General features: G+C 74.3%; 30 protein-coding genes. 19 read left to right on the top strand and 11 right to left on the bottom strand.

The features are described from left to right. Positions 1-9: 9 nt before the first annotated feature. Positions 10-600: a molybdenum cofactor guanylyltransferase gene (gene mobA, locus BN344_RS10910; protein ID WP_040338525.1), complete on the bottom strand. Its 591-nt coding sequence runs from the start codon at positions 598-600 to the stop codon at positions 10-12. Between the two features lie 37 nt (positions 601-637). Between mobA and fdhD the strand changes: the two genes are divergently transcribed. Together fdhD and BN344_RS19890 are read left to right on the top strand one after the other, a co-directional pair. Next, complete coding sequence (gene fdhD, locus BN344_RS10905) at positions 638-1,468, top strand: formate dehydrogenase accessory sulfurtransferase FdhD (RefSeq protein WP_040338524.1); 831 nt, start codon at positions 638-640, stop codon at positions 1,466-1,468. A 59-nt stretch (positions 1,469-1,527) separates the two neighbouring features. Next, the gene (locus tag BN344_RS19890) at positions 1,528-1,707 is read left to right on the top strand and encodes a hypothetical protein (protein ID WP_155858844.1); all 180 of its coding nucleotides are present in this window, start codon (positions 1,528-1,530) and stop codon (positions 1,705-1,707) included. Positions 1,708-1,727: 20 nt separating this feature from the next. Here the strand turns inward: BN344_RS19890 and BN344_RS10900 are convergent, their stop codons facing one another. The 5 genes from BN344_RS10900 to BN344_RS10880 all read right to left on the bottom strand — a co-directional run bounded on the left by BN344_RS10900 (position 1,728) and on the right by BN344_RS10880 (position 5,229). Then, the gene (locus BN344_RS10900; protein WP_040339108.1) at positions 1,728-2,228 is read right to left on the bottom strand and encodes a MogA/MoaB family molybdenum cofactor biosynthesis protein; all 501 of its coding nucleotides are present in this window, start codon (positions 2,226-2,228) and stop codon (positions 1,728-1,730) included. Beyond that, positions 2,225-2,698 (bottom strand): cyclic pyranopterin monophosphate synthase MoaC, encoded by a 474-nt coding sequence (moaC, locus tag BN344_RS10895; protein ID WP_040338523.1) that lies wholly within the window; start codon positions 2,696-2,698, stop codon positions 2,225-2,227. The genes BN344_RS10900 and moaC overlap by 4 nt, the downstream gene beginning before the upstream one ends. After that, positions 2,695-3,897, bottom strand: a complete 1,203-nt coding sequence (gene moeA, locus BN344_RS10890; protein ID WP_040338522.1) for a molybdopterin molybdotransferase MoeA — start codon at positions 3,895-3,897, stop codon at positions 2,695-2,697. The genes moaC and moeA overlap by 4 nt, the downstream gene beginning before the upstream one ends. A gap of 61 nt (positions 3,898-3,958) precedes the next feature. Next, positions 3,959-4,261, bottom strand: coding sequence for a P-II family nitrogen regulator (locus BN344_RS10885; protein ID WP_040338521.1), 303 nt, complete (start codon positions 4,259-4,261; stop codon positions 3,959-3,961). 14 nt (positions 4,262-4,275) lie between these two features. Then, positions 4,276-5,229, bottom strand: coding sequence for a sodium-dependent bicarbonate transport family permease (locus tag BN344_RS10880; RefSeq protein WP_040338520.1), 954 nt, complete (start codon positions 5,227-5,229; stop codon positions 4,276-4,278). 155 nt (positions 5,230-5,384) lie between these two features. Between BN344_RS10880 and BN344_RS10875 the strand changes: the two genes are divergently transcribed. Beyond that, positions 5,385-5,870, top strand: coding sequence for a beta-class carbonic anhydrase (locus BN344_RS10875; protein ID WP_040338519.1), 486 nt, complete (start codon positions 5,385-5,387; stop codon positions 5,868-5,870). On the opposite strand, the gene BN344_RS10870 is transcribed toward BN344_RS10875, so the two are convergent. From BN344_RS10870 to BN344_RS10860, 3 genes are read right to left on the bottom strand one after another with little or no spacing between them, the layout of a single operon-like run. Then, positions 5,867-7,849, bottom strand: coding sequence for an acetoacetate--CoA ligase (locus BN344_RS10870; RefSeq protein ID WP_155858843.1), 1,983 nt, complete (start codon positions 7,847-7,849; stop codon positions 5,867-5,869). The two genes, BN344_RS10875 and BN344_RS10870, sit on opposite strands and share 4 nt — an antisense overlap. A 32-nt stretch (positions 7,850-7,881) precedes the next feature. Continuing rightward, the gene (locus BN344_RS10865; RefSeq protein ID WP_231486732.1) at positions 7,882-8,814 is read right to left on the bottom strand and encodes an MBL fold metallo-hydrolase; all 933 of its coding nucleotides are present in this window, start codon (positions 8,812-8,814) and stop codon (positions 7,882-7,884) included. Between the two features lie 11 nt (positions 8,815-8,825). Then, positions 8,826-9,758, bottom strand: a complete 933-nt coding sequence (locus BN344_RS10860) for a fumarylacetoacetate hydrolase family protein (protein WP_197022305.1) — start codon at positions 9,756-9,758, stop codon at positions 8,826-8,828. 157 nt (positions 9,759-9,915) lie between these two features. Between BN344_RS10860 and rplM the strand changes: the two genes are divergently transcribed. The 11 genes from rplM to BN344_RS10805 all read left to right on the top strand — a co-directional run bounded on the left by rplM (position 9,916) and on the right by BN344_RS10805 (position 19,994). Next, on the top strand, positions 9,916-10,452 hold the full coding sequence (rplM, locus tag BN344_RS10855; RefSeq protein ID WP_462475927.1) for a 50S ribosomal protein L13: 537 nt from the start codon (positions 9,916-9,918) through the stop codon (positions 10,450-10,452). Next, positions 10,449-10,868, top strand: coding sequence for a 30S ribosomal protein S9 (gene rpsI / locus BN344_RS10850; RefSeq protein WP_081788547.1), 420 nt, complete (start codon positions 10,449-10,451; stop codon positions 10,866-10,868). Before rplM ends, rpsI begins: the two co-directional genes overlap by 4 nt. A gap of 11 nt (positions 10,869-10,879) precedes the next feature. After that, positions 10,880-12,223 carry a phosphoglucosamine mutase gene (gene glmM, locus BN344_RS10845; protein WP_040338516.1) on the top strand — a complete coding sequence of 448 codons (1,344 nt, stop codon included), beginning with the start codon at positions 10,880-10,882 and terminating at the stop codon, positions 12,221-12,223. Between the two features lie 87 nt (positions 12,224-12,310). Then, complete coding sequence (gene glmS / locus BN344_RS10840) at positions 12,311-14,188, top strand: glutamine--fructose-6-phosphate transaminase (isomerizing) (RefSeq protein WP_081788546.1); 1,878 nt, start codon at positions 12,311-12,313, stop codon at positions 14,186-14,188. 127 nt (positions 14,189-14,315) lie between these two features. Then, positions 14,316-14,720 carry a holo-ACP synthase gene (locus BN344_RS10835; RefSeq protein ID WP_040339104.1) on the top strand — a complete coding sequence of 135 codons (405 nt, stop codon included), beginning with the start codon at positions 14,316-14,318 and terminating at the stop codon, positions 14,718-14,720. Continuing rightward, the gene (locus tag BN344_RS10830) at positions 14,717-16,228 is read left to right on the top strand and encodes a bifunctional ADP-dependent NAD(P)H-hydrate dehydratase/NAD(P)H-hydrate epimerase (RefSeq protein ID WP_040338514.1); all 1,512 of its coding nucleotides are present in this window, start codon (positions 14,717-14,719) and stop codon (positions 16,226-16,228) included. The genes BN344_RS10835 and BN344_RS10830 overlap by 4 nt, the downstream gene beginning before the upstream one ends. Next, positions 16,225-17,370, top strand: coding sequence for an alanine racemase (alr, locus tag BN344_RS10825; protein ID WP_040338513.1), 1,146 nt, complete (start codon positions 16,225-16,227; stop codon positions 17,368-17,370). The genes BN344_RS10830 and alr overlap by 4 nt, the downstream gene beginning before the upstream one ends. Beyond that, the gene (locus BN344_RS10820; protein WP_040338512.1) at positions 17,370-18,545 is read left to right on the top strand and encodes an alpha/beta fold hydrolase; all 1,176 of its coding nucleotides are present in this window, start codon (positions 17,370-17,372) and stop codon (positions 18,543-18,545) included. Before alr ends, BN344_RS10820 begins: the two co-directional genes overlap by 1 nt. Before the next feature lie 47 nt (positions 18,546-18,592). Further along, positions 18,593-19,186, top strand: a complete 594-nt coding sequence (locus BN344_RS10815) for a uracil-DNA glycosylase (RefSeq protein ID WP_231486730.1) — start codon at positions 18,593-18,595, stop codon at positions 19,184-19,186. Further along, the gene (tsaE, locus tag BN344_RS10810) at positions 19,183-19,629 is read left to right on the top strand and encodes a tRNA (adenosine(37)-N6)-threonylcarbamoyltransferase complex ATPase subunit type 1 TsaE (protein ID WP_040338511.1); all 447 of its coding nucleotides are present in this window, start codon (positions 19,183-19,185) and stop codon (positions 19,627-19,629) included. The genes BN344_RS10815 and tsaE overlap by 4 nt, the downstream gene beginning before the upstream one ends. Before the next feature lie 107 nt (positions 19,630-19,736). Further along, positions 19,737-19,994 (top strand): hypothetical protein, encoded by a 258-nt coding sequence (locus BN344_RS10805; protein ID WP_040338510.1) that lies wholly within the window; start codon positions 19,737-19,739, stop codon positions 19,992-19,994. A 9-nt stretch (positions 19,995-20,003) separates the two neighbouring features. Here BN344_RS10805 and BN344_RS10800 read toward each other — a convergent pair whose 3' ends face one another. Continuing rightward, on the bottom strand, positions 20,004-20,417 hold the full coding sequence (locus tag BN344_RS10800; protein WP_197022304.1) for a GtrA family protein: 414 nt from the start codon (positions 20,415-20,417) through the stop codon (positions 20,004-20,006). A gap of 108 nt (positions 20,418-20,525) precedes the next feature. Here BN344_RS10800 and tsaB point away from each other — a divergent pair, with 108 nt between their 5' ends. From tsaB to tsaD, 3 genes are read left to right on the top strand one after another with little or no spacing between them, the layout of a single operon-like run. Further along, positions 20,526-21,161, top strand: coding sequence for a tRNA (adenosine(37)-N6)-threonylcarbamoyltransferase complex dimerization subunit type 1 TsaB (gene tsaB / locus BN344_RS10795; RefSeq protein ID WP_040338508.1), 636 nt, complete (start codon positions 20,526-20,528; stop codon positions 21,159-21,161). Between the two features lie 17 nt (positions 21,162-21,178). Further along, positions 21,179-21,613 carry a ribosomal protein S18-alanine N-acetyltransferase gene (gene rimI / locus BN344_RS10790; RefSeq protein WP_231486727.1) on the top strand — a complete coding sequence of 145 codons (435 nt, stop codon included), beginning with the start codon at positions 21,179-21,181 and terminating at the stop codon, positions 21,611-21,613. Next, entirely contained in the window at positions 21,606-22,643 is a 1,038-nt protein-coding gene (tsaD, locus tag BN344_RS10785; RefSeq protein WP_040338506.1) for a tRNA (adenosine(37)-N6)-threonylcarbamoyltransferase complex transferase subunit TsaD, read from the top strand. The genes rimI and tsaD overlap by 8 nt, the downstream gene beginning before the upstream one ends. 24 nt (positions 22,644-22,667) lie before the next feature. On the opposite strand, the gene BN344_RS10780 is transcribed toward tsaD, so the two are convergent. Then, positions 22,668-23,900: a class I SAM-dependent methyltransferase gene (locus tag BN344_RS10780; RefSeq protein WP_231486724.1), complete on the bottom strand. Its 1,233-nt coding sequence runs from the start codon at positions 23,898-23,900 to the stop codon at positions 22,668-22,670. A 210-nt stretch (positions 23,901-24,110) separates the two neighbouring features. Between BN344_RS10780 and groES the strand changes: the two genes are divergently transcribed. Both groES and groL read left to right on the top strand, forming a co-directional pair. Beyond that, a complete protein-coding gene (gene groES, locus BN344_RS10775) occupies positions 24,111-24,419 on the top strand; it encodes a co-chaperone GroES (protein ID WP_040338505.1) in 309 nt (102 codons plus the stop codon). A 98-nt stretch (positions 24,420-24,517) separates the two neighbouring features. Continuing rightward, positions 24,518-26,161 (top strand): chaperonin GroEL, encoded by a 1,644-nt coding sequence (gene groL / locus BN344_RS10770; RefSeq protein WP_040338504.1) that lies wholly within the window; start codon positions 24,518-24,520, stop codon positions 26,159-26,161. The last annotated feature ends 34 nt before the right edge of the window (positions 26,162-26,195 follow it).

The raw sequence follows: 26,195 nt of genomic DNA, 5'->3' as shown, positions 1-26,195 counted from the left end.
GCCCGCCCCCTACCCGCGACCGTCGCCGGCTATCGCCCGCGCCCGGGCCAGATCGGCGGGGGTGTCGCAGTCGAGCCAGGGCGGCGGGGTGCCCGGGGCGACGGTGGGGCGCAGCCGGGTCGTCGTCAGCGGGGCCAGCACGCGGCGCAGGGCCGTGGGCCCGTCCCCGTCGGGCAGGACGTCCCGCAGCGCCGCGGTCCGCCAGACCCCCACCAGCAGCTGGTCGCGACCGGTCTCGTCGACGACGAGCACCCCGTCGTCGGTCAGTCCCGCACGCAATTCGGCGATCAGCCCGGCGGTCAGGAAGGGCAGGTCGCCGGCGAGCACGGCCACCACCTCCGTGCGGACCGACGGCAGGCCGGCGCGCAGCGCCGCCACGGGTCCGCCGCCGGGAGGGTGCTCGCGCACGACGGCGACGTCGCCGGGTACCGGCTGCGGCGGGCCGACCACGATCCGGCGCTCGGCATCGGCGACCGCGCCCAGCACGGTGGCGAGCATGGACCGGCCGCCGACCTCCAGCTGCGGCTTGGCCTGGCCGCCGAGCCGGGCGGCCCGCCCACCGGCCAGGACGAGGGCGGTGTACGGCGGCAGCTGGTCCACGGCGTCACCGTAGGCCCGCCTGGGTAGCGTCCACGCCGTGGGACGAGTCACGAGCCGGACACCGGTCCTGCGCATCCGCGGGGCGCAGCGCACCACCCGCGCCGACACGGTGGCCGCCGAGGAGCCGCTGGAGATCCGGCTGGCGGGGACGCCGCTCGCGGTCACCATGCGCACGCCCGGCGACGACTTCGACCTGGTGCATGGTTTCCTGGCCACCGAGGGCGTCATCACCGGCCCGGAGGACGTCGCCGGGCTGCGCTACTGCGACTCGGTGGATGCCGACGGTCGCAACACCTACAACGTCGTCGACGTCGACCTGGCCGCCGGCGTGCCGATCCCCGACACGGGGCTGGAGCGGAACTTCTACACGTCCAGCTCGTGCGGGGTGTGCGGCAAGGCGAGCATCGACGCGATCCGCACGAAGACGGCCTTCGACGTCGCGGCGGACCGGGTGAGCCTGCCCCTGGAGACGCTGCTCGCGCTGCCGGACCGGCTGCGCGCCGAGCAGGAGGTGTTCGACAAGACCGGTGGGCTGCACGCGGCCGGTCTCTTCACCGCCGACGGCGCCCTGGTCGCCCTGCGCGAGGACGTCGGGCGGCACAACGCCGTCGACAAGGTCATCGGCGACGGCGTCCGTGCGGGCCGGCTGCCCCTGGCCGGGCACGTGCTCATGGTGAGCGGGCGGGCCAGCTTCGAGCTGACCCAGAAGGCGGCGATGGCCGGCGTCCCGGTGCTGGCCGCGGTGTCGGCGCCGTCGTCCCTGGCGGTGGAACTGGCCCGCGAGGTGGGCATCACCCTGGTCGGCTTCCTGCGCGGCGACGGCTGCAACGTCTACACCCGTACCGAGCGGGTCGTGCTGCCCGCGTAGGCCTCCCGCGGCACTAGGGTGTGCCGCCCAGTCGCGGCACGGTCACCGGAGGTGCGGTCATGGGTATGCGGAACCGGGGGTTGCGGGGCCTCCTCGGCGCCGGAGCCGCCTTCGCCGTCCTCGGCATGCTGCAGGTTCTCGTCAGCGACGACGACGCGTCGGGCTACGGCATCGCCACCGGCGGGACGCTCGTCCTGTGCGCGGGGCTGATCGCCGGGCTGCGGTCCCGCCGGAGCTGAGCCGGCGGCACGACCTCGCGTCAGCCCGGGTGGTCGCCGCCGCGGAGCTGGCTGACGACGTGCGGGAGCAGGGGGCCGAGCACGGCGAGCGCGTCCTTCACCCCGCCGGTCGAGCCGGGGAGGTTGACGATCAGCGTGCGGCCGGCGGTGCCGGCCACGCCACGGGAGAGCACCGACGTCGGCACGCCGTTCTCCGCGCCGTACCGGCGCAGGGCCTCGGCGATGCCGGGCGCCTCCCGTTCGAGCACCCGCCGGGTGGCCTCCGGGGTCACGTCGGTGGGGGAGAGCCCGGTGCCCCCGGTGGTGAGGACGACGTCGATCTGCGCGTCGACCGCCGCCCGCAGCACGTCCTCCAGCTCGTCGGCGTCGTCCGGGCGGACCTTGGGTCCTTCCACGTCGAAGCCCAGCCCGACCAGACCGGCAGCCAGCACCGGACCGCTGCGGTCCTCGTAGACGCCGGCGGCGGCGCGGTTGGACGCGGTCACCACCAGGGCGCGGGCGCCGGCGGGGAGGTCGCTCACCGGACCCACTCGCCGCTCTTGCCGCCGGACTTCCGCAGCAGCCGCACGTCGGTGATCGAGGCCCGCGGATCGACCGACTTCACCATGTCGATCATCGTCAGCCCCGCCACGGTGACGGCGGTGAGCGCCTCCATCTCCACGCCCGTGCGGTCGGCGGTGCGCGCGGTCGCGGTGATCTCGACGGCGTCGTCGGCCACCTCGATGTCCACCGTCACCCCGTGCAGCGCAATGGGGTGGCACAGCGGCACGAGGTCCGGCGTCCGCTTGGCGCCGGCGATGCCGGCGATCCGCGCGACGGCGACGGCGTCGCCCTTGGGCACGCCGGTGCCGCGCAGCAGGCCCAGGACCTCGGCGCTCACCAGCACCCGGCCGGCGGCGGTCGCCTCCCGCGCGGTCACCGCCTTGGCGCTGACATCGACCATGCGCGCGGCACCGGTCTCGTCGACGTGGGTCAACCGGGGTCCGGTCACTGGAGAGCTCCTTCGATCAGCACGACGTCGACCTCGGCGCCGGCGGGCAGTTCGGTGACGTCCTCCGGGATGACGACCAGGCAGTTGGCGCGCGCGAGGTGCGCGACCAGGTGCGACCCGGGCCCGCCGACCTGCGACACCTCGCCGTCCTCGTAGCGGCCGCGGAGGAACTGGCGGCGGCCGGCCGGGGACCGCAGCGGGCCGGTGAGCCGGGCCGGGGCGCGGAGGCGGTCGGGAGCGGCGTGCCCGAGAGCGCGGCGCAGTGCCGGCCGCACGAACACCTCGAACGAGACGAACGCGCTCACCGGGTTGCCGGGCAGCGTGACCACCGGGACGCCGTCGACGGTGCCGGCACCCTGCGGTCCGCCCGGCTGCATCCCGACCTTGAGGAACTCGACAGTGCCCAGCCCGCTGAAGGCGTCCTTCACGACCTCGTAGGCCCCGGCGCTCACCCCGCCGCTGGTGAGGAGCAGATCGGCCGTGGTGAGCTGCGCCCGCACCGTACCGAGGAACGCGTCGACGTCGTCGGGCACGAAGTGCAGCCGGCGCGGGATGCCGCCGGCCTCCTCGACCGCGGCCGCCAGCAGGAGCGAGTTCGACTCGTAGATCTGCCCGGGTTCCAGCGGAACGCCCGGCGCCACCAGTTCGCTGCCGGTGGAGAGGATCAGCACCCGCGGCCGACGGCGCACGGGCAGCTCGGTGAGACCGACGGCGGCCGCGAGCCCGAGCTGCGCGGCGCCCAGCGGCGAACCGGCGGCGAGCGCGACGTTGCCGGCGGCGATGTCCTCGCCGGCCCGGCGGAGGTGCGCGCCGGCGGCGGGGCAGTCGCGGATCTCCACGACGTCGGTGCCGCCGTCGGTGAGCTCCACGGGCACGACGACGTCGGCGCCGGGCGGCAGCGGGGCGCCGGTCATGATCCGGTGCACCGTCCCGGGCGCCAGGGGGACGACGTCGGTGCGCCCGGCGGGGATGTCCTCGGCCACCGGGAGCGAGACGACGTGGTCCGCCGCCCCGCCCACCTCCGCCCAGCGCGCGGCGTAGCCGTCCATCGCGGAGTTGTCGAAGCCGGGCAGGGCGACCGCCGCGAGGACGTCGCGGGCGAGTACCCGGCCGTGGGCCGCCGTCACCGGCACCGACTCCTCGGCGAGCGGGGACAGCAGGGCCTCGACCGCTGCCTGGTGTTCCTCGACCGTCCGCACGGGCACATCCTCGCCGATGGACGCCGGGCGGCCCTGCCCGGAGCGGGGCGGCGCGGGCCGGTCAGAGGAACTTGTCGGCGCGGACCACCGAGACGGGGCTGGTCCAGGCGATGACCGCGAAGTGGGGGAAGTAGTCGCGGGCGAGCATCTCGAGGATCGAGTCGGCCACCGGCGGCGAGACCAGCGTCTCGATCCGGACGTTGGCGCCTTCCCACTCGCTGGCCTGCACGAACCCGGTGCCGCGTCCGTGCCCTGACGTGACCGTCCAGCCGCCGGCCCCCAGGGCCTCGATGGCGCGGAGCAGCCGCTTCTCCACGACCGCCTCGCCGACGATGGTCACGCAGATGACCGGGACGGTCCTCATGCCGGTGCCGCCTTTCAGCCGAGGGCGCGCGCGAGCGCGACGAACAGCGGGATCCCCACGACCAGATTGAACGGGAATGTGACCCCGAGGCTGGTCGTCAGGTAGTAGGCCGGGTTCGCCTGGGGCAGCGCCAGCCGTACGGCCGCGGGGGCCGCGATGTAGCTGGCGCTGGCGGTCAGCACCCCCAGGAGCGCGGCGCCGCCGACGGACAGGCCGACCGCGGTGCCGACGAGCACACCGAGGGTGCCGTTGACCAGCGGGATCGCCAGTGCGGCGACGAACAGGCCGGGCCCGGCAGCGGGGACGTCGCGCAGCCGCCGGCCGGCCAGGACCCCGAGGTCGAGCAGGAAGAGCACGAGGATGCCGGGGAACAGGCCGACGAAGAGAGGAGCGATGGTGTCGTAGGAGGCCGGTTGGGCCACCGCGCCGATGGCCAGGCCGCCGACCAGCAGCATGATGCTGCGGCCCGTGAGGATCTCGCGGACCGCCTCGCCCCGCCCCGCTCCGGCTGCCCCGGCCACGCTGCCGGCGAGGAGCAACCCGATCAGGATCCCGGGCACCTCCAGCACGGCGAGCAGCGTGGCGGCGTAGGGCTCGTAGGGCTCGGCCTGCTCTTCCAGGAGCGCCACGGCAGCGGTGAACGTGACCAGCGAGGTGGATCCGTAGTGGGCCGCGACCGCCGCTCGGTCCACCCGCTCCAGCCGAGTGAGCAGGCGCAGCGCCGCCCAGGCGAGCAGAGGGGTGACGACGCCGAGCGCGACGGCGGCGAGCACGGGCAGCACGACGTCCCCCACGTCGGACGCCCGCAGGCCGGCGCCGCCCTTGAGGCCGATCGCCAGCAGCAGGTAGGACGACAGTGCCGTGTGCACCGCGTCCGGGAAGCGGACGTCGCTGCGCAGGAGGGCCGCCAGCACCCCCAGGAGGAAGGCCAGCACCGCGGGAGAGGTGAGGGTGCTGAGCGTCGTCACGTCGTCCCCGAGCGGCGTCTCACGGTGCCGGAGCGTAATGGGGCGCGGCCGGGATGCGTCCATACCGTGACGAACGCCTCTACCGGTCCCCGTGCGGCGCCCGCGCGCAGGGACCACGATCATCGCCGGAACCCAGAGGGGAAGCGGAGGAGACCATGGCCGAGATCGACCGGATGCTCGAGGCGAACCGGCAGTGGGCGCAGAACTTCCCCGGCAGCAAGCCGGTGCGCCCTGCCCGCAAGGTCGCCGTGGTGGCGTGCATGGACTCGCGCATCCCGCTCTTCGGGGTGCTGGGTCTCGAGATCGGCGACGCGCACGTCATCCGCAACGCCGGCGGCGTCATCACCGAGGACGCCATCCGGTCGCTGACCATCAGCCAGCACGCGCTGGGCACCCGGGAGATCGTGCTCATCCACCACACCGAGTGCGGGCTGCAGTCCACGGACGACGTCAGCTTCTCCGACACGGTCTTCGAGGCGACCGGCCGGCGGCCACCGTGGGCGGCGCGCGCCTTCACCGACGTGGACGCCGACGTGCGCGAGTCGATCATGCTGATCAAGGAGAGCCCCTACCTGCTCTCCCACGAGGTTCGGGGGTTCGTCTACGACGTCACGACGGGTCTGCTGCGGGAAGTCTCCTAGCCCGACCGCCGCCGGGCCGCGAGGTCGGCGAACCAGGTGACCGCGGCCGGATCGTCGACGGCGTCCAGCTTGCAGGCCTTCTCGACCGGGACGCCCGACATGATCCGCTTCACCGGCACCTCGAGCTTCTTCCCCGTGGTGGTGTGCGGGATCGCCGGCACCGCGAGCACGTCGTCGGGCACGTGCCGTGGCGAGGCCTGGGTCCGGACGGCCTCGCGGATGCGGTCGACCAGGGGATCGTCGAGGACGGCGCCCTCGGCCAGCCGCACGAACAGCGGCAGCCAGTAGCCGCCGTCGGGCTGCTCGACGCCGACCACGAGGGCCTCGGCGACCTCCGGCAGCGCCTCCACCGCCTGGTAGATGTCCGCACTGCCCATGCGCACGCCGTGCCGGTTGAGCGTGGAGTCCGAGCGGCCGCTGATGATGCAGGTGCCGCGACCGGTGACGGTCAGCCAGTCGCCGTGCCGCCAGACGCCGGGATAGGTGTCGAAGTACGCCTCGTGGTACCGGCGGCCGTCGTCGTCCCCCCAGATGCGCAGCGGCATCGACGGCATGGGCGAGCGGATGACCAGTTCGCCGACCTCGTCGACCACCGGCCGGCCCTCGGCGTCCCAGGACTCGACGTGGCAACCGAGCTGCCGCCCGGACATCTCGCCGAGGTACACCGGTAGCCACGGTGCGCCGCCGACCAGCGACGCAGCGAAGTCCGTGCCACCGCTGAACACCCGGAGCAGGATGTCCGGCCCCAGTTCGTCGTAGACCCAGCGGTAGGAGGTGGCCGGCAGGGGGGAGCCGGTCACCCCGATCGAGCGGAGGTTCGACAGGTCGTGGTCCCGCCCGGGATGCAGTCCCGCCTTGGCGCAGGCGGCCAGGTAGCCGGGGCTGACCCCGAGGCTGGTGAGCCGGTGCTCGGCGGCCAGCTCCCACAGCCGGTCGACCGAGGGGTGCATCGGGTTGCCGTCGTAGAGGACCGCGGTGCCACCGTGCAGCAGCCCGCTGACCATCCCGTTCCACATGATCCAGGTGGTGGAGGTGTAGGACATGCCGCGGTCACCGGGCTGCGGGTCGCCCTGCAATCCGCCCTGGGCCAGCGCCATCAGCAGGACCCCGCCGTGCCCGTGCACCAGCCCCTTGGGCAGGCCGGTGGTCCCGGAGGAGTAGACGATCCACAGCGGGTGGTCGAAGGGCAGCTGGACCGGCTCGACCTCGGCCGGCTCCGCGACCAGCTCCGCCCAGGGGGTGCCCGTGCCGGAGGGACCGACGACCGGCACCCGCACCACGGCACGCAGCGTGGGCAGGGCGGCTGCCAGCTCGTCGACCAGCTCCCGGCGGTCGTGGGTTCGTCCGCCGAAGCGGTAGCCGTCGGTCGCGATGAGCAGCACCGGCTCGAGCTGGCCGAACCGGTCGATCGCGCTGCGCAGGCCGATCTCCGGCCCGCACGCCGACCACACCGCACCGATGCTGGCTGCGGCGAGGACGGCCACGACCGCTTCCGGCACGTTGGGCAGGTACCCCACGACGCGCTCGCCCGCGCGCACCCCCAGCCGTCGCATCCACGCGGCGGCCGCGCCGACCTGCGCGGTGAGCTCGTCCCAGGTGAGCTCGTAGCTCTCGCCGTCCTCACCCACCGCGACCAGCACCGGATCGTTCCCGCGGCCCGCGCCCTTCCGGAGGACGTGCTCGGCGTAGTTCAGCCGCGCGCCGGGGAACCAGGTCGCGCCGGGCATGGTGCGGTCGGCCGGCACCGTCTCGTAGGACGTCCCAGGGGCGACGTCGAAGAAGCTCCAGACCTCGGCCCAGAAGTCCTCGAGGTTCTCGACCGACCAGCGCCACAGCGACTCGTAGTCCTCGAAGCGCACCCCGTGCCGCGTCTCGACACCCCGGGCGAAGGCGGTGAGCTGCGAGTTCTCCACCCGCTCCGGCGTCGGCCGCCACAGCACCTCACCGGGTGCGGGGTGCTCACCGCTCAGCTCTGTCATGGGGGTCGCTCTCCTCGGTGCCGGTGGGGCCGTCAGGCGTAGCAGCGCAGCGGGCCGCCGTGGAAGCTCACCATGTCGCGCAGCGCGGCGACGATGTCGAGCTCCGCACCGCGTGCGCCGCCGTCGAGCTCCAGGAGGGCCCGGTGCAGGTTGCCGACGATCCGCTCGGAGTCCAGCCACTCGGCGTACTCGCCGAGGTCGGTCTGGCGGGCGGCGTCCAGCGCGGATACCCCGGCGGCCCTCGCCTGCTCCGCGGTGCGCTGCACGAACCGCAGGTAGCCCTCGGTCCGGTCGAAGATCTCCGGCCCGCACACCGCCCCGTGGCCCGGGACGACGACCCGCGGCGAGAGCGCCCTCAGCCGGTCCAGCGCGTCGAGCGCTCCGGCGATCGAGCCGGCCAGCAGGAACGGCGTGCCACCGTTGAACACCAGGTCCCCGGTGAACAGCACCCCGTCCTCGGGCAGCCAGGCGATCGAGTCGTTCGTGGTGTGCGCGGCCGTGCCGATGTGGCGGACCTCCACCCGGCGGTCGTCCACCCACACGTCGACGCCGTCCCGGTAAGTGAGGAACGGCGGCGCCGGCGGCAGGTCCCCCCACTCGACCGGCTCGAAGATCACGCCGTTCGGCGGCGGTTCCTGGCCGAGCATGAGCCGGCGGGTCTCCTCGTGGCCGATGATCGTCGCCTCGGGGAAGTAGCCGTTGCCGAACGTGTGGTCCCCGTGGTGGTGCGTGTTGAGCAGGGTGCGCACCGGGGCGTCGGTGACGCGCCGCATCGCCGTCAGCAGGCCGCGGGTGCGCCGTTCGGTCGAGCAGGCGTCGACGGCGAACACCCGGGAGCTCCCGACGACGAAGCCGGTGTTGTTGATCCACCAGCTGCCGTCGGGCTGGATGTAGGCGTGGACCCCGTCCGCCACCTCCTCCAGCCGCGGATCCGGCAGGGCGCCGTCCATCCCGTGTCCTGACACGTCGGCTCCTCTCAGTGCCCGGCGGGCCGGGCCAGCGGTCGCACGGGTGCGCCCTCGACGACCGTGACCCGGAGCTCCCCGAGCACGTCGACGGCGACCTGCACCTCGTCGCCCGGCCGCAGCCACGGGTAGGCCTCGGCGCCGTGCAGCGCGGAGAGCTCGAGGATGCACCCGGTGCCGACCGTGCCGCTGCCGATGACGTCCCCCGGGACCAGCCGGGTGCCGCGCGAGGCGTAGGCCAGCATCTCGCCGAACGACCAGAGCGGGTCCGCGGCGCTCGACGTCGTGAAGGTCCGGCCGTTCACGGTGACGGAGGCCTGCAGGTCGAAGCCCTTGCCCCGCCGGTGGGGCGCCAGCTCGTCGGGGGTGACCAGCGCAGGGCCCAGGGTGGTGGCGCCGTCCTTGCCCTTGGCCGGGCCGAGCCCGTGGCGCATCTCGCTGCGCTGGAGGTCGCGGGCGCTCCAGTCGCAGAAGATCAGGTAACCGGCGATGTGCTCCTCGGCCTCGGCGGGGTCGAGGTCGGCGCCGGCGCGTCCGACGACCGCGCCGAGCTCCAACTCGTAGTCGAAGGCGGCCGAGCCGGGCGAGACCGGCACGTCGTCGTGCGGGCCGAGGACGGCGGCCGGGTTGGTGAAGTAGAAGACCGGCGCGTCGTAGAAGGCCGGATCCAGCTCGGCTCCGCCGCGGGCGTTGCGGACGTGCGCCTCGAAGACCATGAAGTCGCGGACGGACGGCGGCACCGGGATCGGAGCCCGCAGCGTCGCGCTCGCCAGCGGCACGACCTCCACCGGGTCGCGCCGGGCGTCCTTGGCCGCGCGCGCCAGTCGCTCGCCGTCGTCCCCGAGCAGGTCGATCAGCCGGACCGGTTGCCGGAGCCCCCGGATCTCGCCCTGGTCCACCAGCCCGACCCGATCGGACCCGTCGACTGCCGACCGGTACGTCACCCACCGCACGATGTCCCGTCCGCCTCTCGTCCCGGGGCCGAGGGCTCATCGCATCCTCGGGACGGCGGCCTGTCAACGTCCGGCCCGCCGGGCGGGAGCCGCCCCGTCCGCGCCGGCGGAGGGGTGCCGGCGGGCTGGTAAGGTGCACGGTTGGCGCGTGTGCCGGCTGGTGCCGCGCGTGCAGATCCGTCTCCCGTACTCGGCGAGGCGAACCACCAGCATCCCGACGACGACGGAGGACACGAGCGCCGTGCGCACGTACACCCCTAAGCCCGGTCAGGTCGACCGGGCCTGGCTCGTCATCGACGCCACCGATGTGGTGCTCGGTCGACTGGCCAGCCAGACCGCGCAGCTCCTGCGCGGCAAGCACAAGCCCCAGTACGCACCGCACGTGGACGTCGGCGACTTCGTCGTCATCGTCAACGCCGGCAAGGTCGCTCTGACCGGGTCGAAGCGGGACGACAAGGTGGCCTACCGGCACTCCGGCCACCCGGGTGGTCTGAAGACCATCAACGTCGGCGACCAGCTGCGCACGCACCCCGACCGCGTCATCGAGCGCGCCGTCAAGGGCATGCTGCCGCACAACAGCCTGGGCCGTCAGATGCTCAAGAAGCTCAAGGTCTACGCGGGCCCCGAGCACCCTCACGCTGCGCAGCAGCCCCAGAACTACGAGATCAAGCAGGTGGCCCAGTGACCAGCGCTCTGACCGTGACCGACGCCGACGGGCGTCCGATCCAGACCGTCGGTCGCCGCAAGGAGGCCGTCGTCCGCGTCCGCCTCGTGCCCGGCACCGGCCAGTTCACCCTCAACGGCCGCACGCTCGAGCAGTACTTCCCGAACAAGGTGCACCAGCAGCTCATCCGTGAGCCGTTCGTGACCCTCGAGAAGGCCGAGCAGTACGACGTCATCGCGCTCCTCAAGGGTGGCGGCGTCACCGGGCAGGCCGGCGCGCTCCGCCTCGGCATCGCCCGCGCCCTCATCGAGATCGAGGCCGAGGACCGCCCGGCCCTCAAGAAGGCCGGCTTCCTCACCCGTGACCCGCGGGTCAAGGAGCGCAAGAAGTACGGGCTGAAGAAGGCCCGCAAGGCGCCCCAGTACTCCAAGCGCTGACCGGTACCTCCGTGGGTCGCCTGTTCGGGACCGACGGCGTCCGGGGTCGTGCCAACGCCGACCTCACGCCGGAGCTGGCGCTCTCGGTGGCTCGTGCCGCCGCAGGCGTGCTCGCCGACCGCGACGGGACCTCGCGTCCCGTCGCGGTCGTCGGCCGCGACCCCCGGGCCAGCGGGGAGATGCTCGAGGCCGCGGTCGTGGCGGGGCTGTCGAGCGCAGGGGCCGAGGTGCTCCTCGCCGGTGTCGTGCCCACGCCTGCCCTGGCCCACCTGACCGGATCGACCGGCGCCGACCTGGGCGTCATGATCTCGGCCAGCCACAACCCCATGCCCGACAACGGCATCAAGCTGTTCAGCCGGGGTGGGCACAAGCTGCCCGACGCCGTCGAGGCGGCGATCGAGGAAGCGGTGGCCGACGGCCATCCCACGGGCTTCCGGCCAACCGGCGCCGGAATCGGCCGGGTGCGCCCGCTGGCCGGTGCGGTCGACGACTACGTCAACCACCTGCTGGGCGTCGTCGACCGTCCGCTGCGCGGCATCTCCCTCGTCGTCGACGGGGCGCACGGCGCGGCCGCCGGCGTCGCACCCGAGGTGTACCGCCGAGCCGGTGCCACCGTGCACGCCATCGGCTGCGAGCCCGACGGCTGGAACATCAACGACGGCATCGGCTCGACCCACCTGGAGCCGCTGATCGCGGCGGTCCGCGCGCGGGGCGCCGACCTGGGGCTCGCCCACGACGGCGACGCCGACCGCTGCCTGGCCGTGACCGCGGCCGGTGAGGTCGTCGACGGCGACCAGATCCTCGCCGTCTGCGCGCTGGGCCTGCACGAGCGGGGCGCGCTCAAGGACGAGACGGTCGTGGCCACCGTCATGAGCAACCTCGGCTTCCACCACGCCATGCGTGACGCCGGCATCGCCGTGCAGACCACGGCCGTGGGCGACCGCTACGTGCTCGAGGCGCTGCGTGCCGGCGGCCTGAGCCTGGGCGGCGAGCAGAGCGGGCACCTGGTCTTCCTCGACCACGCCACCACCGGCGACGGGCTGCTCACCGGTCTGGCGCTGATGTCGCGGATGGCGGCCACGGGCGCCCCGCTGGCCGAGCTGGCCGGCGTCGTGCGCAAGCTGCCGCAGATCCTGGTCAACGTCCCGGTGTCCGACCGGGACGCCGTGGTCGGGAGCGCCGAGGTGGCCGAGGCGGTCGCCGCGGAGGAGGCGGAGCTCGGGGACACCGGCCGGGTCCTGCTGCGGCCCTCGGGCACTGAGCAGCTGGTCCGCGTGATGGTCGAGGCGCCCACCCAGGAGCAGGCCGACGCGGTGGCCGGCCGGCTGGCCGAGATCGTCGCGCACGTCAGCTGACGTCCGGCGCGGATCGCCTGCCCCGGAGGGGCGAGCTGCGTCCGCGCTTTGCTCGGTCGCGCCGTTCCCCCCGGTACGCTCGGACGAATGTGCGGAATCGTGGGGTACGTCGGCCCGCAGGACGCCCGGGACGTCGTCCTGGAGGGGCTGCGCCGGCTGGAGTACCGGGGGTACGACTCCGCGGGCATCGCAGTCCTGGCGGACGGCTCGCTGGCGACGGCGAAGAAGGCCGGCAAGCTGGCGAACCTGGAGAAGGTGCTCGCCGAGACGCCGCTGCCGTCGGCCACCACGGCCATCGGTCACACCCGGTGGGCCACGCACGGCGGGCCGACCGACCGCAACGCCCACCCGCACGTCTCCGCCGACGGGAGCGTGGCGGTCATCCACAACGGCATCATCGAGAACTTCGCCTCGCTGCGCGCCGAGTGCGAGGCGACCGGTATCGAGTTCCTGTCGGAGACCGACACCGAGGTCGCCGCGCACCTCCTCGCGGCCGCCTACCGCGAGGCGCCCGAGGGCGAGGGCCGGCTGGCCGAGGCGATGCGCGCGGTCTGCCGTCGTCTGGAGGGTGCCTTCACCCTGGTCGCCACGCACGTCGCCGAGCCGGACACCCTCGTCGCCGCGCGGCGCAGCAGTCCTCTCGTCGTCGGCTCTGGAAGGACTGCGGACGGTACTGCTGAGTATTTTCTGGGCTCCGACGTCGCGGCGTTCATCGGGCACACCCGCAACGCCCTCGAACTGGGCCAGGACCAGGTCGTCGAGATCGACCGCACCCGCGGCGTGTCCGTGACCGACTTCGGCGGTGCCGCCGCCGAGCCGGTGGCCTACACCGTCGACTGGGACGCCGCCGCCGCCGAGAAGGGCGGGTACGGCTGGTTCATGCTCAAGGAGATCGCCGAGCAGCCGCAGGCGGTCGCCGACACCCTGCTGGGCCGGCTGGGTGCCCACGGCGAGCTGGTGCTCGACGAGGTGCGGCTGTCCGACCAGGAGCTGCGTGACATCGACAAGATCTTCGTCGTCGCGTGCGGCACCGCCTACCACGCCGGGCTCATCGCGAAGTACGCCATCGAGCACTGGACGCGCATCCCGGTCGAGGTCGAGGTGGCCAGCGAGTTCCGGTACCGCGACCCGGTGCTGGACCGCTCGACGCTCGTCGTCGTCATCAGCCAGTCCGGCGAGACGATGGACACGCTCATGGCCCTGCGCCACGCCCGCGACCAGAAGGCCCGGGTGCTGGCGATCTGCAACGCCAACGGGTCGACCATCCCGCGCGAGTCCGACGCGGTCCTCTACACCCACGCCGGCCCCGAGATCGCCGTCGCCTCCACCAAGGGCTTCCTCACCCAGGTCGTGGCCTGCTACCTCGTGGGCCTCTTCCTCGCCCAGGTGCGCGGGATGAAGTTCGAGGACGAGGTCGCCTCGATCGTCGAGGACCTGCGGAAGCTGCCCGACGCCGTCGCCCAGGTGCTGGCGGAGATGGAGCCGGTGCGCGAGCTCGCCCGGTCGCTCGCCGACGCGGACACGATCCTGTTCCTGGGCCGGCACGTCGGGTTCCCCGTCGCGCTGGAGGGCGCGCTCAAGCTCAAGGAGCTCGCCTACATCCACGCCGAGGGCTTCGCCGCGGGCGAGCTGAAGCACGGCCCGATCGCGCTCATCGACCAGGGCACGCCGGTCGTCGTCGTGGTGCCCTCTCCGCGCAGCCGCGAGTCGGTGCACGGCAAGGTCGTGTCGAACATCCAGGAGGTGCGGGCCCGTGGGGCGCTCACCATCGTGATCGCCGAGGAGGGCGACGAGGACGTCGTCCCCTACGCCGACCACCTGATCCGGGTGCCTCGCACGCCGACGCTGCTCGCGCCGGTGGTCACCACGGTGCCGCTGCAGGTGCTGGCCTGCGAGATCGCCGACACCCGGGGCCTGGACGTCGACCAGCCCCGCAACCTCGCGAAGTCCGTCACCGTCGAGTAGCTGGGGCGACGATCAGCGGACCTGATCCCAGCGCCTCCTCCCTCGTGGTGGGCGGTGAGGGAGGACGCGCTGCGGCGAGGGTGGACGGCGTCGGGCGCTGGTTCCGGTGGCGCGGCAGACTGAGCCGATGATCATCGGGGTCGGGATCGACGTCGTGCCGGTCGAGCGGTTCGTGCTGTCACTGACCCGCACGCCGGGGCTGCGCGACCGGCTGTTCACGGCCGCCGAGCAGGTCACCCCCTCGGGAGCGCCCCGCAGCGGTGAGTCCCTGGCCGCCCGGTTCGCTGCCAAGGAGGCGATCGCCAAGGCCCTCGGCGCCCCCGGCGATCTGCACTGGCACGACGCCGAGGTCAGCGTCGGCGAGCACGGCCGGCCGCACCTGGAGGTCCGCGGCAGCGTCGCGGGCCGCGCGGCCCAGCTCGGTGTGAACACCTGGCACGTCTCGCTCAGCCACGACGGCGGGATCGCTTCGGCGGTCGTCGTGGCCGAGGGCGTGCAGCGGGCGGACGAGGCGCGGGGGGACGACGGATGATCGGGCTGTACACCGCCGACGAGGTGCGCGCCGCCGAGGAGCCGGTGCTGGCCGCCACCCCGGAGGGCGCGCTCATGCAGCGTGCCGCCACCGGCCTGGCCACCGTCTGCGGCCGGCTGCTCGGCTCCGTCTACGGTCGCCAGGTCGCGCTGCTGGTCGGCACCGGCAACAACGGCGGCGACGCGCTGTTCGCCGGAGCGCACCTGGCCGGCCGCGGGGCGCGGGTCACCGCCGTCCTGCTCGACCCCGACCGGGCGCACGGGCCCGGGCTCGTCGCGCTGCGCCGATCGGGCGGCCGCGTCGTCGCCGCGGGGGAGGAAGGGGTGGACGACCTGGTCGCCCGGGCCGACCTCGTCCTGGACGGGATGCTCGGCATCGGCGGGCGCGGTGGCCTGCGCCGCGACGCCGTCGAGCTGACCTGGGCCGCCGCGGACGGCGCGGGCATCACCGTGGCCGTCGACGTCCCGAGCGGGATCGACGCCTCCACCGGCGAGGTCGACGGCGTGGCCTTCCCCGCGATGCACACGGTGACGTTCGGAGCGGTGAAGCGCGGCCTGGTCGTGGGCGAGGGCCGTGGGCACGCCGGGCAGGTCCACCTGATCGACATCGGGCTGGGCCCGCACCTGCCCGCAGCGACCGCGTGGCAGCTCACCGACGCCGACGTCGCCGCCCGGCTCGAGCCGCCCTCGGCCGGGGACGACAAGTACTCGCAGGGCGTCGTCGGCGTCGTCGCCGGATCGGCCACCTACCCCGGGGCCGGGGTGCTCTGCACCGGTGCCGCGCTGCGCACCCGGCCCGGCCTCGTCCGCTACGCCGGCGGTGCGGCCGACGGCGTGCGGGCGGCATGGCCGGAGGCGATCGTGACCGAGGGCCGCCCCTCGGAGGCCGGGCGGGTGCAGGCGTGGGTCGTCGGGCCGGGCATGGGCACCGACGACGCGGCGCGCGAGGCGCTCGCCGAGGTCCTGGACAGCGACGTCCCGGTGCTCGTCGACGCCGACGCCCTCACGCTGCTGGCCCGGAACCCGGCGCTGGTCCGCGGGAGGTCGGCACCCACGCTGCTCACCCCGCACGACCGCGAGTTCGAGCGGTTCGTGGACGCTCGGGGCGGTGGGGCGGGTGGACACGGAGTGGGCGGGGACCGGATCGCGGCGGCCCGCACGCTCGCCGCCGACCTCGGCGCCGTCGTCCTGCTCAAGGGCGACGCCACCGTCGTCGCCGATCCGGACGGGACCACGTTCGTCAACGGCACGGGCACCGCCTGGCTGGCCACCGCCGGCACCGGCGACGTGCTGAGCGGGATCGCCGGGGCCGTCCTGGCGACGCAGGGGACGACGGGGCTGTCCACCGCGGCGGCAGCCGCCGTGGCTGCGCACCTGCATGGCCTGGCGGGGCGGCTCGCCGCCCGGACCGGGCCGCTCGTCGCCGGGGATCTCGTGCGGTGCCTGCCCGAGGCGATCGGCCGGGTGCGGGGGCTGCTGCCGCCCGGGCTGGAAGACTCGGGCGCGTGACGACAGATCCGGGGGCCGGCCGTGCCGAGGTGGTGGTCGATCTCGACGCGATCGCCGCGAACACCGCGGTGCTGCGGGAACGGGTCGCCCGCCCTCTGATGGCCGTCGTGAAGGCCGACGGGTACGGGCACGGCCTGGTGCCCGCCGCCCGCGCCGTGCTCGCCGGCGGCGCGGACGAGCTGGGTGTGGCTGTGATCGACGAGGCGCTCGCGCTGCGCGCGGCCGGGGTGACCGCCCCGGTCCTCGCCTGGCTGAACGGCCCGGACGCCGACTACCCGGCCGCGCTCGCGGCGGACGTCGAGGTGTCGGTGAACGCCGGATGGGGGCTGGCCGACGTCGCCGCCGCCGCCCGCAGCACCGGACGGACCGCCCGCGTGCACCTGGCCGTCGACACCGGGCTGTCCCGCGAAGGGGCTCCGCCCGACGAGTGGCCCGACCTCGTGGCGGCTGCGGCGCGCGCGCAGGCCGACGGGGACGTCGCCGTCGTGGGGCTGTGGAGCCACATGGCCTACGCCGACGCACCCACGCATCCCACGATCGGCGCCCAGGTGCGGGTCTTCGAGGAGGCGGTCGCCGTGGCGCGCGCCGCCGGGCTCACCGACGCCCGGCGGCACCTGGCCAACTCGGCGGCGACCCTCGCGCTGCCCGACACCTGGTACGACCTCGTGCGCCCCGGCATCGCCCTGTACGGGCTCGACCCGATGGGCGGGGACCCGGCGCGGCACGGCCTGCGGCCGGCGATGACGGTCCGCGCCCAGGTCGCGCTCACCAAGCGGGTGCCGGCGGGCGTCGGCGTCTCCTACGGGCACACCTACTCCCCGGACCGGGAGACCACGCTGGCCCTGGTGCCGGTCGGGTACGCCGACGGCGTGCCCCGATCGCTCGGCAACCGGGCGCCGGTGCTGGCCGCGGGAGCGCAGCGCACCATCGCCGGCCGGGTGTGCATGGACCAGTTCGTTCTGGACATCGGCGACGACGCGATCGCCGCCGGCGACGAGGTCGTCCTGTGGGGCCCCGGCGACGCGGGGGAGCCGACCGCGCAGCAGTGGGCCGATGCCGCCGACACGATCCACTACGAGCTGGTCACCCGCGTCGGGGGGCGGTTCGTCCGGCGGTACGTCGGCACGGCCGGAGCGGTCTGATGGCGCGCGCACCACAGCGTGCCCACCACACGGCGCACGCCGTCGGAGTCGTGGGCGCCGTCGTCGGTCTGGCCGCGGCGGGAACCGCGGCCGGGGTGGCGCTCACCCGGATGGCCCGCCGCCGGCTGGACGTGGCCGGGCCCCGGCCCGCGGACCTCGCGGCGGTGCCGGACGCGGAGCTGCTGGCCAGCGACCCCCTAGGTGCCGAGGCCCGGCGCGCCGACCGCACGGCGCACGTCCGGGCCGACGACGGCGTGCTGCTGCACGTGGAGGAGGTCGGCCCCCGGGACGCTCCGCTGACCGTCGTCTTCGTGCACGGCTACACGCTGTCCATGCACTCGTGGGCCTTCCAGCGCCGCACGCTCGGCGCCCGGCTCGCCACCGCCAACGGGCACCGGCCCACCGCCCGGCTGGTCTTCTACGACCAGCGCGGGCACGGGGCGTCGGGGCGCGGGAGCAGCGGGCACTCGACCATCGAGCAGCTGGCCCGCGACCTCGCCACCGTGCTCGCGACGCGGGTACCCCGTGGCCCGGTGGTCCTGGTCGGCCACTCCATGGGCGGCATGACGATCATGGGCCTGGCGGCGATGCGCCCCGAGCTGTTCGGCACCCGCGTCGTCGGCGCGGCGCTGCTCTCGACCTCCAGCGGCAACCTGGCCGACCTGAACTTCGGCATGCCCGAGTTCCTCACGCGCGTACGGGCGGTGACGCTGCCCCTCGCGGCGTGGACGATGCGCCGGCGTCCGGCCTTCGCCGAGCGCACCCGGCGGGTGGCCGCCGACCTCGTCTCGGTCCTCACCCGCTCGCTGTCGTTCGCCTCGGCCGACGTGGACCCCGCGCTGGTGCACTACGTCGACGCGATGATCGCCGGGACGCCGGTCGACGTGATCGCGGAGTTCTACCCGGCCCTGGCCGGCCTCGACGAGACCGGCTCGCTGGAGCCGTTGCGCGCGATCCCGACCCTCGTGCTCACCGGGGACGCCGACCGGATGATCCCCAAGGAGCACAGCGAGCTGATCCTCGAGCGACTCACCCGGGAGGGAGGCGGCAGCGCCGAGTTCGTCGTCGTCCCGGACGCCGGGCACATGGTCCTGCTGGAGAGGCCGGACGAGGTCAGCGAGGCGCTGGCCGCCCTGGTGCGGCGCGTGGCCGCCGCGAAGCCGGCGGGCCGCTGACGGTGGCCGCCCCCCGACCGCCGCGGCTGGACGCGTCCGCCGAGGAGGTGGCGCGCACCGCTGAGGCCGCGGCCGACTGGACCGCCCTGGCCGGGGCCGCCCGGGCGTGCGTCGCCTGCCCCGAGCTGGCGGCCACGCGACAGCACGTCGTCGTCGGCGACGTGCCGGCCTCGGGCAGGCCGCGGCTGGTCCTGGTCGGCGAGGCCCCGGGAGCGACCGAGGACGAGACCGGCCGGCCGTTCGTGGGCAGGTCCGGGATGCTGCTCGACCAGCTGCTGGGGGAGGCCGGTCTCGACCGCGCCACGGCGGCCGTGCTGAACATCGTCAAGTGCCGCCCGCCGGGCAACCGCACCCCGAAGGCGCCGGAGGTCGCGCGTTGCAGCGGGTGGTTGCGCCGCCAGCTCGACCTCCTCGACGCTCCCGTCGTGGTCGCGCTCGGCCTGTCGTCGGCCAGGTGGTTCCTCGGCCCGCGGACGGTGCTGGCCGCGGTCCGCGGACGGCCGCACGAGGTCGACGGCCGGGCGGTCTGGGCGACCTACCACCCGTCGGCGGCCATCCGGTTCGGGCCGCGGGGAGCGCCACGGGCCGGGTTGCTCGCCGATCTCACCGCCGTCGCCGGCTCGCTCGGAGGTGCTCCGTGAAGGCCGCCCACGACCTCCCGACCGTCGAGGACACCGAGCAGCTGGGGGTCCAGCTGGCGGGCCTCTTCCGCCCCGGCGATCTCGTCGTCCTGGTCGGTCCGCTCGGGGCCGGCAAGACCGCGCTGACCCGGGGCATCGGCCGGGGGCTGGGTGTCCGGGAGCCGGTCACCTCGCCGACGTTCGTGATCGCCCGGGTGCACGACGGCGGCCGGCTCCCGCTGGTGCACGTCGACGCCTACCGCCTCGGCGGGATGGCCGACGTCGACGACCTGGACCTCGACGTCACCGTCGCCGACTCGGTGACCGTCGTCGAGTGGGGTCAGGGCCTGGTGGAGCAGTTGGCCGACGAGCACCTCGAGGTCCGGCTGGAGCGGCGGGACGACGACGTCCGAGCCGTGCTGCTGGTCCCGCACGGCCCCGGCTGGGAGGAGCGGATCGGCTGATCCCGGGTGCGGACCGGGCCGGCGCGGTGCAGGATGACCGCTGGCGGGAGGCCCGACGCCCGCCTGACCAGGCAGGACGTGCCGTCACGAAGGGTTTCCCCGCCGCCATGCGCCGCACGAACTACAAACCCAGCAAGCCGGCCGCTGCCCTGGGCATCGTCTTCGGCATCGGGATGCTCGTGTTCGGCATCACGGCCTTCAGGGACGCAGAGGGCAGTGGACTCGCCTTCCTGGTGTTCTGGTGCGCGGGCGTCGGCATCACGGCGCTGAACACCTGGGCCGCCTTCTCGGAGAAGGGTTCCCTGGGCACCTTCGTCACCCGCGACGACGACGCGCAGCCGGACCGGCCGCAGCCCTTCCTCTGAGACCGCCGCTCAGTCGCGGAAGACCACCAGCCGCAGCATCACGAAGTTCCAGGCCGTGCCCAGCCCCTGGGAGATCGCCCAGGCCAGCGTGATGCGCCACGAGGACTCCGGCAGCACCAGCAGCGCCAGGGCGTTGACGCCCAGGATCAGGAAGAACGTCGTGCCGTAGAGCAGGGCGAAGCTCCCCGCCCGGCGTGCTCCGCCCGTCACCTGGAAGGCCCAGCGCCGGTTGAGGGCGTAGGCCGTCGTCGTGCCCGCGACGAAGCTGACCGCGCGCGCCACGTAGGTGGCGAGGCCGAGGTGCAGCCCGAGCGAGTACACGCTGAGGTCGACGACCGCGCTGAAGCCGCCCACCAGCGCGAACCGGACGAGCTGGGTCAGCAGTCCGGGGCGGGCCGGTGCCACCGCGTCGTCCTGGGCCACGACCACGTCCTCCCGATGTGCCGATCCGGGACCGCGATCCCGGCTCCGGCTCCCGCGCCGGTCCCGGCATTCTCTCCCGTCCGCCGGAGCGCACTACGCTGGCCTCCCGTGCTCGTCCTCGCGCTCGACACCGCCACGCCGACCCTCGTCGCCGGCGTGGCCCGCTGGTCGTCCGAGGGCAGCGACGTCCTGGCCGAGCGCGCCGTCCCCTCCGGGACCAGGCACGCCGAACTGCTCACCCCGGCGATCCGGGGTGTGCTCGCCGACGCGGGGCTGACGCTGGCCGACGTCGAGGCCGTCGTCACCGGTCTGGGGCCCGGCCCGTTCACCGGGCTGCGGGTCGGCATCGTGACCGCCGCGGCGCTGGCCGATGCCCGGGGACTCCCCGTGATCGGGGTCTGCTCGCTCGACGCGGTCGGGTCCGGTGCGCGCACCGTCGTCACCGACGCGCGGCGCAAGGAGGTCTACTGGGCCGCCTACGACAGCGCGGGGAACCGCATCGAGGGGCCAGGGGTGGTCCGGCCCGAGGAGCTGGGGCGGTCCGGCCCGTTCGTCGGGGACCCGGCCTTCGAGGGGCGACTGGGTGAGCCGGTCGAGCGCGCGGAGGTGACGACGGCGGGGCTGCTCCGCACGGCCACGCCCCAGCTCGACGCCCCGGCGTCCGCCGCGCCGCTCGTGCCGCTCTACCTGCGCCGTCCCGACGCCGTCCCGCCGACGTCGATCAAGCCGGTGTCCCCGTCATGACGGCGAGCCTGCGTCCGATGCGCCTCACCGACCTGCCCGCCGTCATGGAGCTCGAGGAGGAGCTCTTCGCGCCGGACACCTGGACGGCGGCGATGTACCGCGACGAGCTGGCGCGGACCGACACCCGGCACTACCTGGTGGCCGAGGAGGGCGGGCGGGTCGTCGGTTACGCCGGGCTGATCGCCTACGACGACGAGGCGCACGTGGCCACCATCGGCGTCACCGGAGCGCGCCAGGGCGAGGGGATCGGCGCCCAGCTGCTCGACGCGCTGCTCGCCGAGGCAGACCGGCGGCGCAGCCCCGTGGTACTGCTCGAGGTCCGCGCGGACAACGAGCAGGCCCAGGAGCTGTACCGGCGGCGCGGGTTCGCCGAGATCGGCCGGCGCCGGGGCTACTACCAACCGAGCGGCACCGACGCCGTCGTGATGAGGAGGGAGGTGCTCCGTGGCTGACGAGCCACTGGTCCTGGGGTTCGAGACCTCCTGCGACGAGACCGGCGTGGGCATCGTCCGCGGGCACACCCTGCTCGCCGACGCACTGGCCACCTCCATGGCCGAGCACGAGCGGTTCGGCGGGGTCGTCCCGGAGATCGCCTCGCGGGCGCACCTGGAGGCGATGGTCCCGACGGTGCACCGCGCCCTGGCCGAGGCCGGCGTGCGGGCGTCCGACGTCGACGCGGTGGCGGTGACGAGCGGCCCCGGGCTGACCGGGGCGCTGCTGGTCGGCGTCGCGGCGGCCAAGGCCTACGCGCTGGCGCTCGACAAGCCGCTCTACGGCGTCAACCACCTGGCCGCCCACGTCGCCGTGGACGAGCTGCAGCACGGCCCGCTGGCCGAGCCCTCGATCGCGATGCTGGTTTCCGGCGGGCACAGCTCGCTGCTGCTGGTCCCCGACCTGGCGCAGGACGTGCAGCCGCTCGGCCGCACGATCGACGACGCCGCGGGCGAGGCCTTCGACAAGGTGGCCCGCGTGCTCGGGATGCCGTTCCCGGGCGGCCCGCCGATCGACCGGGCCGCCCGCGAGGGCGATCCGCACGCCATCGCGTTCCCGCGCGGGCTCACCGGCCCCCGCGACCCGGTCTACGACTTCTCCTTCTCCGGGCTGAAGACCGCCGTCGCCCGGTGGATCGAGGCCAGGGAGCGGGCCGGTGAGCCGGTGCCCGTGGCCGACGTCGCCGCGTCGTTCCAGGAGGCGGTCGCCGACGTGCTCACGGCCAAGGCGGTGCGCGCCTGCCGCGACCACGGCGTCGACCACCTGGTGCTCGGCGGGGGAGTGGCGGCCAACTCGCGGCTGCGCGCGCTGGCCGAGGAGCGGTGCGCCGCGGCCGGCATCGTGCTGCGGGTGCCGAGTCCCAAGCTCTGCACCGACAACGGCGCGATGGTGGCCGCGCTCGGCTCCCGCCTGGTCGCCGCCGGCGTCGCACCCTCGGCCCCCGACCTGGGTGCCGACAGCGCCCTGCCGATCACCGTCGTCAGCCGCTGAGGGCCACGATGGCCATCGTGGCCCTCAGGTGGTGAGGTCGCAGACGAGGACGGTCGGTGCGCCGGCCACCCGGGTGACGACGACGGTCGCCGTCCCTCGGGCGTCCGTGCGCAGCTGCCGGGCCAGCGACTCCGGTTCGATGGGGGAGCCCCGCTTCTTCACCACCACCCGGCCGACGCCGCGGGTGCGCAGCAGCCCCCTGAGCTTCTTCAGGTTGAACGGCAGAACCTCGTCGACCCGGTAGGAGCTCACCCAGGGCGAGTCCGCGGCCGCGTCCGAGCTCAGGTAGGCGATCGTCGGGTCGACCAGCGAGGCACCCAGGTCGGCGGCCACGAGCGACACCAGGCCCGAGCGGATCAGAGCCGGGTCCGGCTCGTGCAGCCATCCCCGAACCGGCCCGACCGGCGCGTGCCCTGGATCGGCGTCCGCGGTGACTTCGTGCACCTCGCCGTCCCGCACCACCGTCGCCCGCCGCCACGTCGTCGAGAGTGCCGGCCCCCACAGCAGCGCCTCGACGATCGAGCCGCCGACCGACACCCACTCCGCCTCGACCCCGTCCGGCACGCGGTCGTGGTCGAGGCCGGGCGCCACCTTCACCACCGACGTCGGCACCCTCTCGAGCAGCGCGGTGACCGTCGACCAGGGCGGCGACCACGTGTCGGGGTTCAGCAGCCGCTTGCCACCGGCACGCCGGGCGGGATCGAGGACGGCGGCGGAGCACCCGGCCACCTCGCCACCGCGTGCCGCGGCGACGAGCTCCACGGCGTCCCCGGCGAGCACCCAGACGTCGTCGGCCAGCCCCAGCGCCTCGACGTTGGCGGCGGTGAGCTCACGGGCGACCGGGTCGACGTCGACCGCCAGCACGCGGGCACCGGCGCGGGCGAGCGCGATCGTGTCGGTCCCGGCGGCGCAGCCGAGATCGGCGACCGAGTCCGCGCCCCCGGCCAGCAGGCGGGCCGCGCGCCGGGCGGCCAGCTCGGGGCGTCCGGCCTGCTCGAGGGTGTCGGCGGTGAAGAGCAGCCGGTCGGCCTCGGCGCCGAACGTCGCCCGTGCCTTCTGGCGCTGGCGCGCGATGCCCCAGGCGGGTCCGGCGAGGTCTGCTCCCACCTCGGCGCGCAGCCGGGTCAGCCCGGCGACCGCGTCGGCACCGGCGTCGAGCAGAGCGGCTGCCCGGGTCAGGGCTGCCGCCCCCTCCGGCGTGGTCAGCGCCCGCAGCTGGCGCACCGTCTCGGCCGCCTGGTCCTCGGAGGAGTGCACCGGCACAGCGTGGCCTACGGGCGGACGGGGCCCGTCGTCACCCGGGACGGGGACCGGGTTGAGCGGCTGGCACTCTCATAGGTAGAGTGCCAACCGACACGGGCTGGCGCCCGACCCCCGCGACGGCGGGTGCCCGGATCCCGTGCCACAGCATCAGCACCACAGCAACACATCCACCAGCCGTCCGACACCGAAGGGGGCGTCACCGACGTGACGACCGCTACCAAGGTCAGCATCAAGCCGCTGGAGGACCGGGTCGTGGTCCAGGCCAACGAGGCCGAGACCACCACCGCCTCCGGTCTGGTCATCCCGGACACCGCCAAGGAGAAGCCCCAGGAGGGCACCGTCGTCGCCGTCGGCCCCGGCCGCATCGACGACAACGGCAACCGCGTCCCGCTCGACGTGAACGTCGGCGACGTGGTCATCTACTCGAAGTACGGCGGCACCGAGGTCAAGTACGGCGGCGAGGAGTACCTCGTGCTCTCCGCCCGCGACCTCCTCGCCGTCGTCGAGAAGTAGCCCTTCTCCACGAAGCACTCCGACCGCCCCGGGCGTCCCGAATCCTCGGGCCCCGGGGCGGTCGTCTTTGCCCCGCATTCCTGATCGAAAGGTCCGTCATGGCCAAGATCATCAAGTTCAACGAGGACGCCCGCCGGGCACTCGAGCGCGGCGTCGACAAGCTCGCCGACGCCGTCCGGGTGACGATCGGCCCGCGCGGCCGCAACGTCGTCATCGACAAGAAGTTCGGCGCGCCGACCATCACCAACGACGGCGTGACGATCGCCCGCGAGATCGACCTCGAGGATCCCTACGAGAACCTCGGCGCCCAGCTGGCGAAGAACGTCGCCACCAAGACCAACGACGTCGCCGGTGACGGCACCACCACCGCCACCGTGCTGGCGCAGGCACTGGTCCACGAGGGCATGCGCAACGTCGCCGCCGGCGCCAACCCGATGGCGCTGGGCCGGGGCATGCGCGCCGCCGTCGACGCCGTGCACGCCGCGCTCGACGCCGCCGCCATCCCGGTGGAGGACCGCGCCGCGATCGCCGGCGTCGCCACCATCTCCGCGCAGGACGCCACCGTCGGTGAGCTCATCGGCGAGGCCATGGAGCGGGTCGGCAAGGACGGCGTCATCACCGTCGAGGAGAGCAACACCCTCGAGACCGACCTGGACGTCACCGAGGGCGTGCAGTTCGACAAGGGCTACCTCTCGCCGTACTTCGTCACCGACCAGGAGGCCATGGAGGCCGTCCTGGACGACGCCCTCGTGCTGCTGGTGAGCGGCAAGATCGGCGCGCTGGCAACCCTGCTCCCGCTGCTGGAGAAGGTGCTGGGCTCCGGCGCCCGTCCGCTGCTCATCGTGGCCGAGGACGTCGAGGGCGAGGCGCTGTCCACGCTCGTCGTCAACTCGATCCGCAAGACGATCAAGGTCGTCGCGGTGAAGTCGCCCTTCTTCGGTGACCGTCGCACGGCGTTCATGACCGACCTCGCCGTCGTCACCGGTGGTCAGGTGGTCAGCGAGGACGTCGGCCTGTCCCTGGAGTCGGTGGGCCTCGAGGTCCTCGGCACCGCGCGCCGGGTGACCGTCACGAAGGACACCACCACGATCGTCGACGGCGGCGGCGCCTCGGACGCCATCGCCGACCGCGTCGCGCAGATCCGCCGGGAGATCGACGCCACCGACTCCGACTGGGACCGCGAGAAGCTGCAGGAGCGGCTCGCGAAGCTGGCCGGCGGCATCGGCGTCATCCGCGTCGGCGCGGCCACCGAGGTGGAGCTCAAGGAGCGCAAGCACCGCATCGAGGACGCGATCGCGGCCACCCGCGCGGCGGTCGAGGAGGGGGTCATCCCCGGCGGCGGTTCGGCGCTGGTGCACGCGGCCGAGGCGATCGACGCCCTCGACCTCAGCGGTGACGAGCTGACCGGCGCCCGCGCCGTCCGCACGGCCCTGGACGCCCCCGCGGTGCAGATCGCGGAGAACGCCGGGTTCGAGGGGCGGGTCGTCGTCAGCAAGATCCGCGAGGCCGGCAAGGGTCAGGGCTTCAACGCCGCGACGGGTGAGTACGGCGACCTGGCCGCGCAGGGCGTCATCGACCCGGTCAAGGTCACCAAGGCCGCGCTCGGCAACGCCGCCTCGATCGCCGCGATGATCCTGACGACCGACTCCGCCGTCGTCGAGGCGCCGGAGGAAGAGGACGAGCACGCCGGTGGGCACCACACCCACGGCCACTCGCACGGCGGCCACGGCCACTCCCACTGATGCGCGCGGCCGGGATCAGGTGACCTGATCCCGG

Origin of the sequence: Candidatus Blastococcus massiliensis AP3, assembly GCF_000582785.1 — a bacterium.
GTDB classification, from domain to species: Bacteria; Actinomycetota; Actinomycetes; order Mycobacteriales; family Geodermatophilaceae; genus Blastococcus; species Blastococcus massiliensis.
The sequence above is the reverse complement of the archived record's forward strand: the minus strand, read 5'-3'. Positions and strand labels throughout refer to the sequence as shown.

Bases quoted from the DNA above. Each gene is read 5' to 3' on its own strand.
- BN344_RS10835 (WP_040339104.1), top strand. From the start codon at position 14,316: ATGATCATCGGGGTCGGGATCGACGTCGTGCCGGTCGAGCGGTTCGTG.
- rimI (WP_231486727.1), top strand. From the start codon at position 21,179: ATGCGCCTCACCGACCTGCCCGCCGTCATGGAGCTCGAGGAGGAGCTC.
- glmS (WP_081788546.1), top strand. From the start codon at position 12,311: ATGTGCGGAATCGTGGGGTACGTCGGCCCGCAGGACGCCCGGGACGTC.
- BN344_RS10820 (WP_040338512.1), top strand. From the start codon at position 17,370: ATGGCGCGCGCACCACAGCGTGCCCACCACACGGCGCACGCCGTCGGA.
- BN344_RS10875 (WP_040338519.1), top strand. From the start codon at position 5,385: ATGGCCGAGATCGACCGGATGCTCGAGGCGAACCGGCAGTGGGCGCAG.
- BN344_RS10870 (WP_155858843.1), bottom strand. From the start codon at position 7,849: ATGACAGAGCTGAGCGGTGAGCACCCCGCACCCGGTGAGGTGCTGTGG.
- groL (WP_040338504.1), top strand. From the start codon at position 24,518: ATGGCCAAGATCATCAAGTTCAACGAGGACGCCCGCCGGGCACTCGAG.
- BN344_RS10830 (WP_040338514.1), top strand. From the start codon at position 14,717: ATGATCGGGCTGTACACCGCCGACGAGGTGCGCGCCGCCGAGGAGCCG.
- BN344_RS10805 (WP_040338510.1), top strand. From the start codon at position 19,737: ATGCGCCGCACGAACTACAAACCCAGCAAGCCGGCCGCTGCCCTGGGC.
- BN344_RS19890 (WP_155858844.1), top strand. From the start codon at position 1,528: ATGGGTATGCGGAACCGGGGGTTGCGGGGCCTCCTCGGCGCCGGAGCC.
- BN344_RS10885 (WP_040338521.1), bottom strand. From the start codon at position 4,261: ATGAGGACCGTCCCGGTCATCTGCGTGACCATCGTCGGCGAGGCGGTC.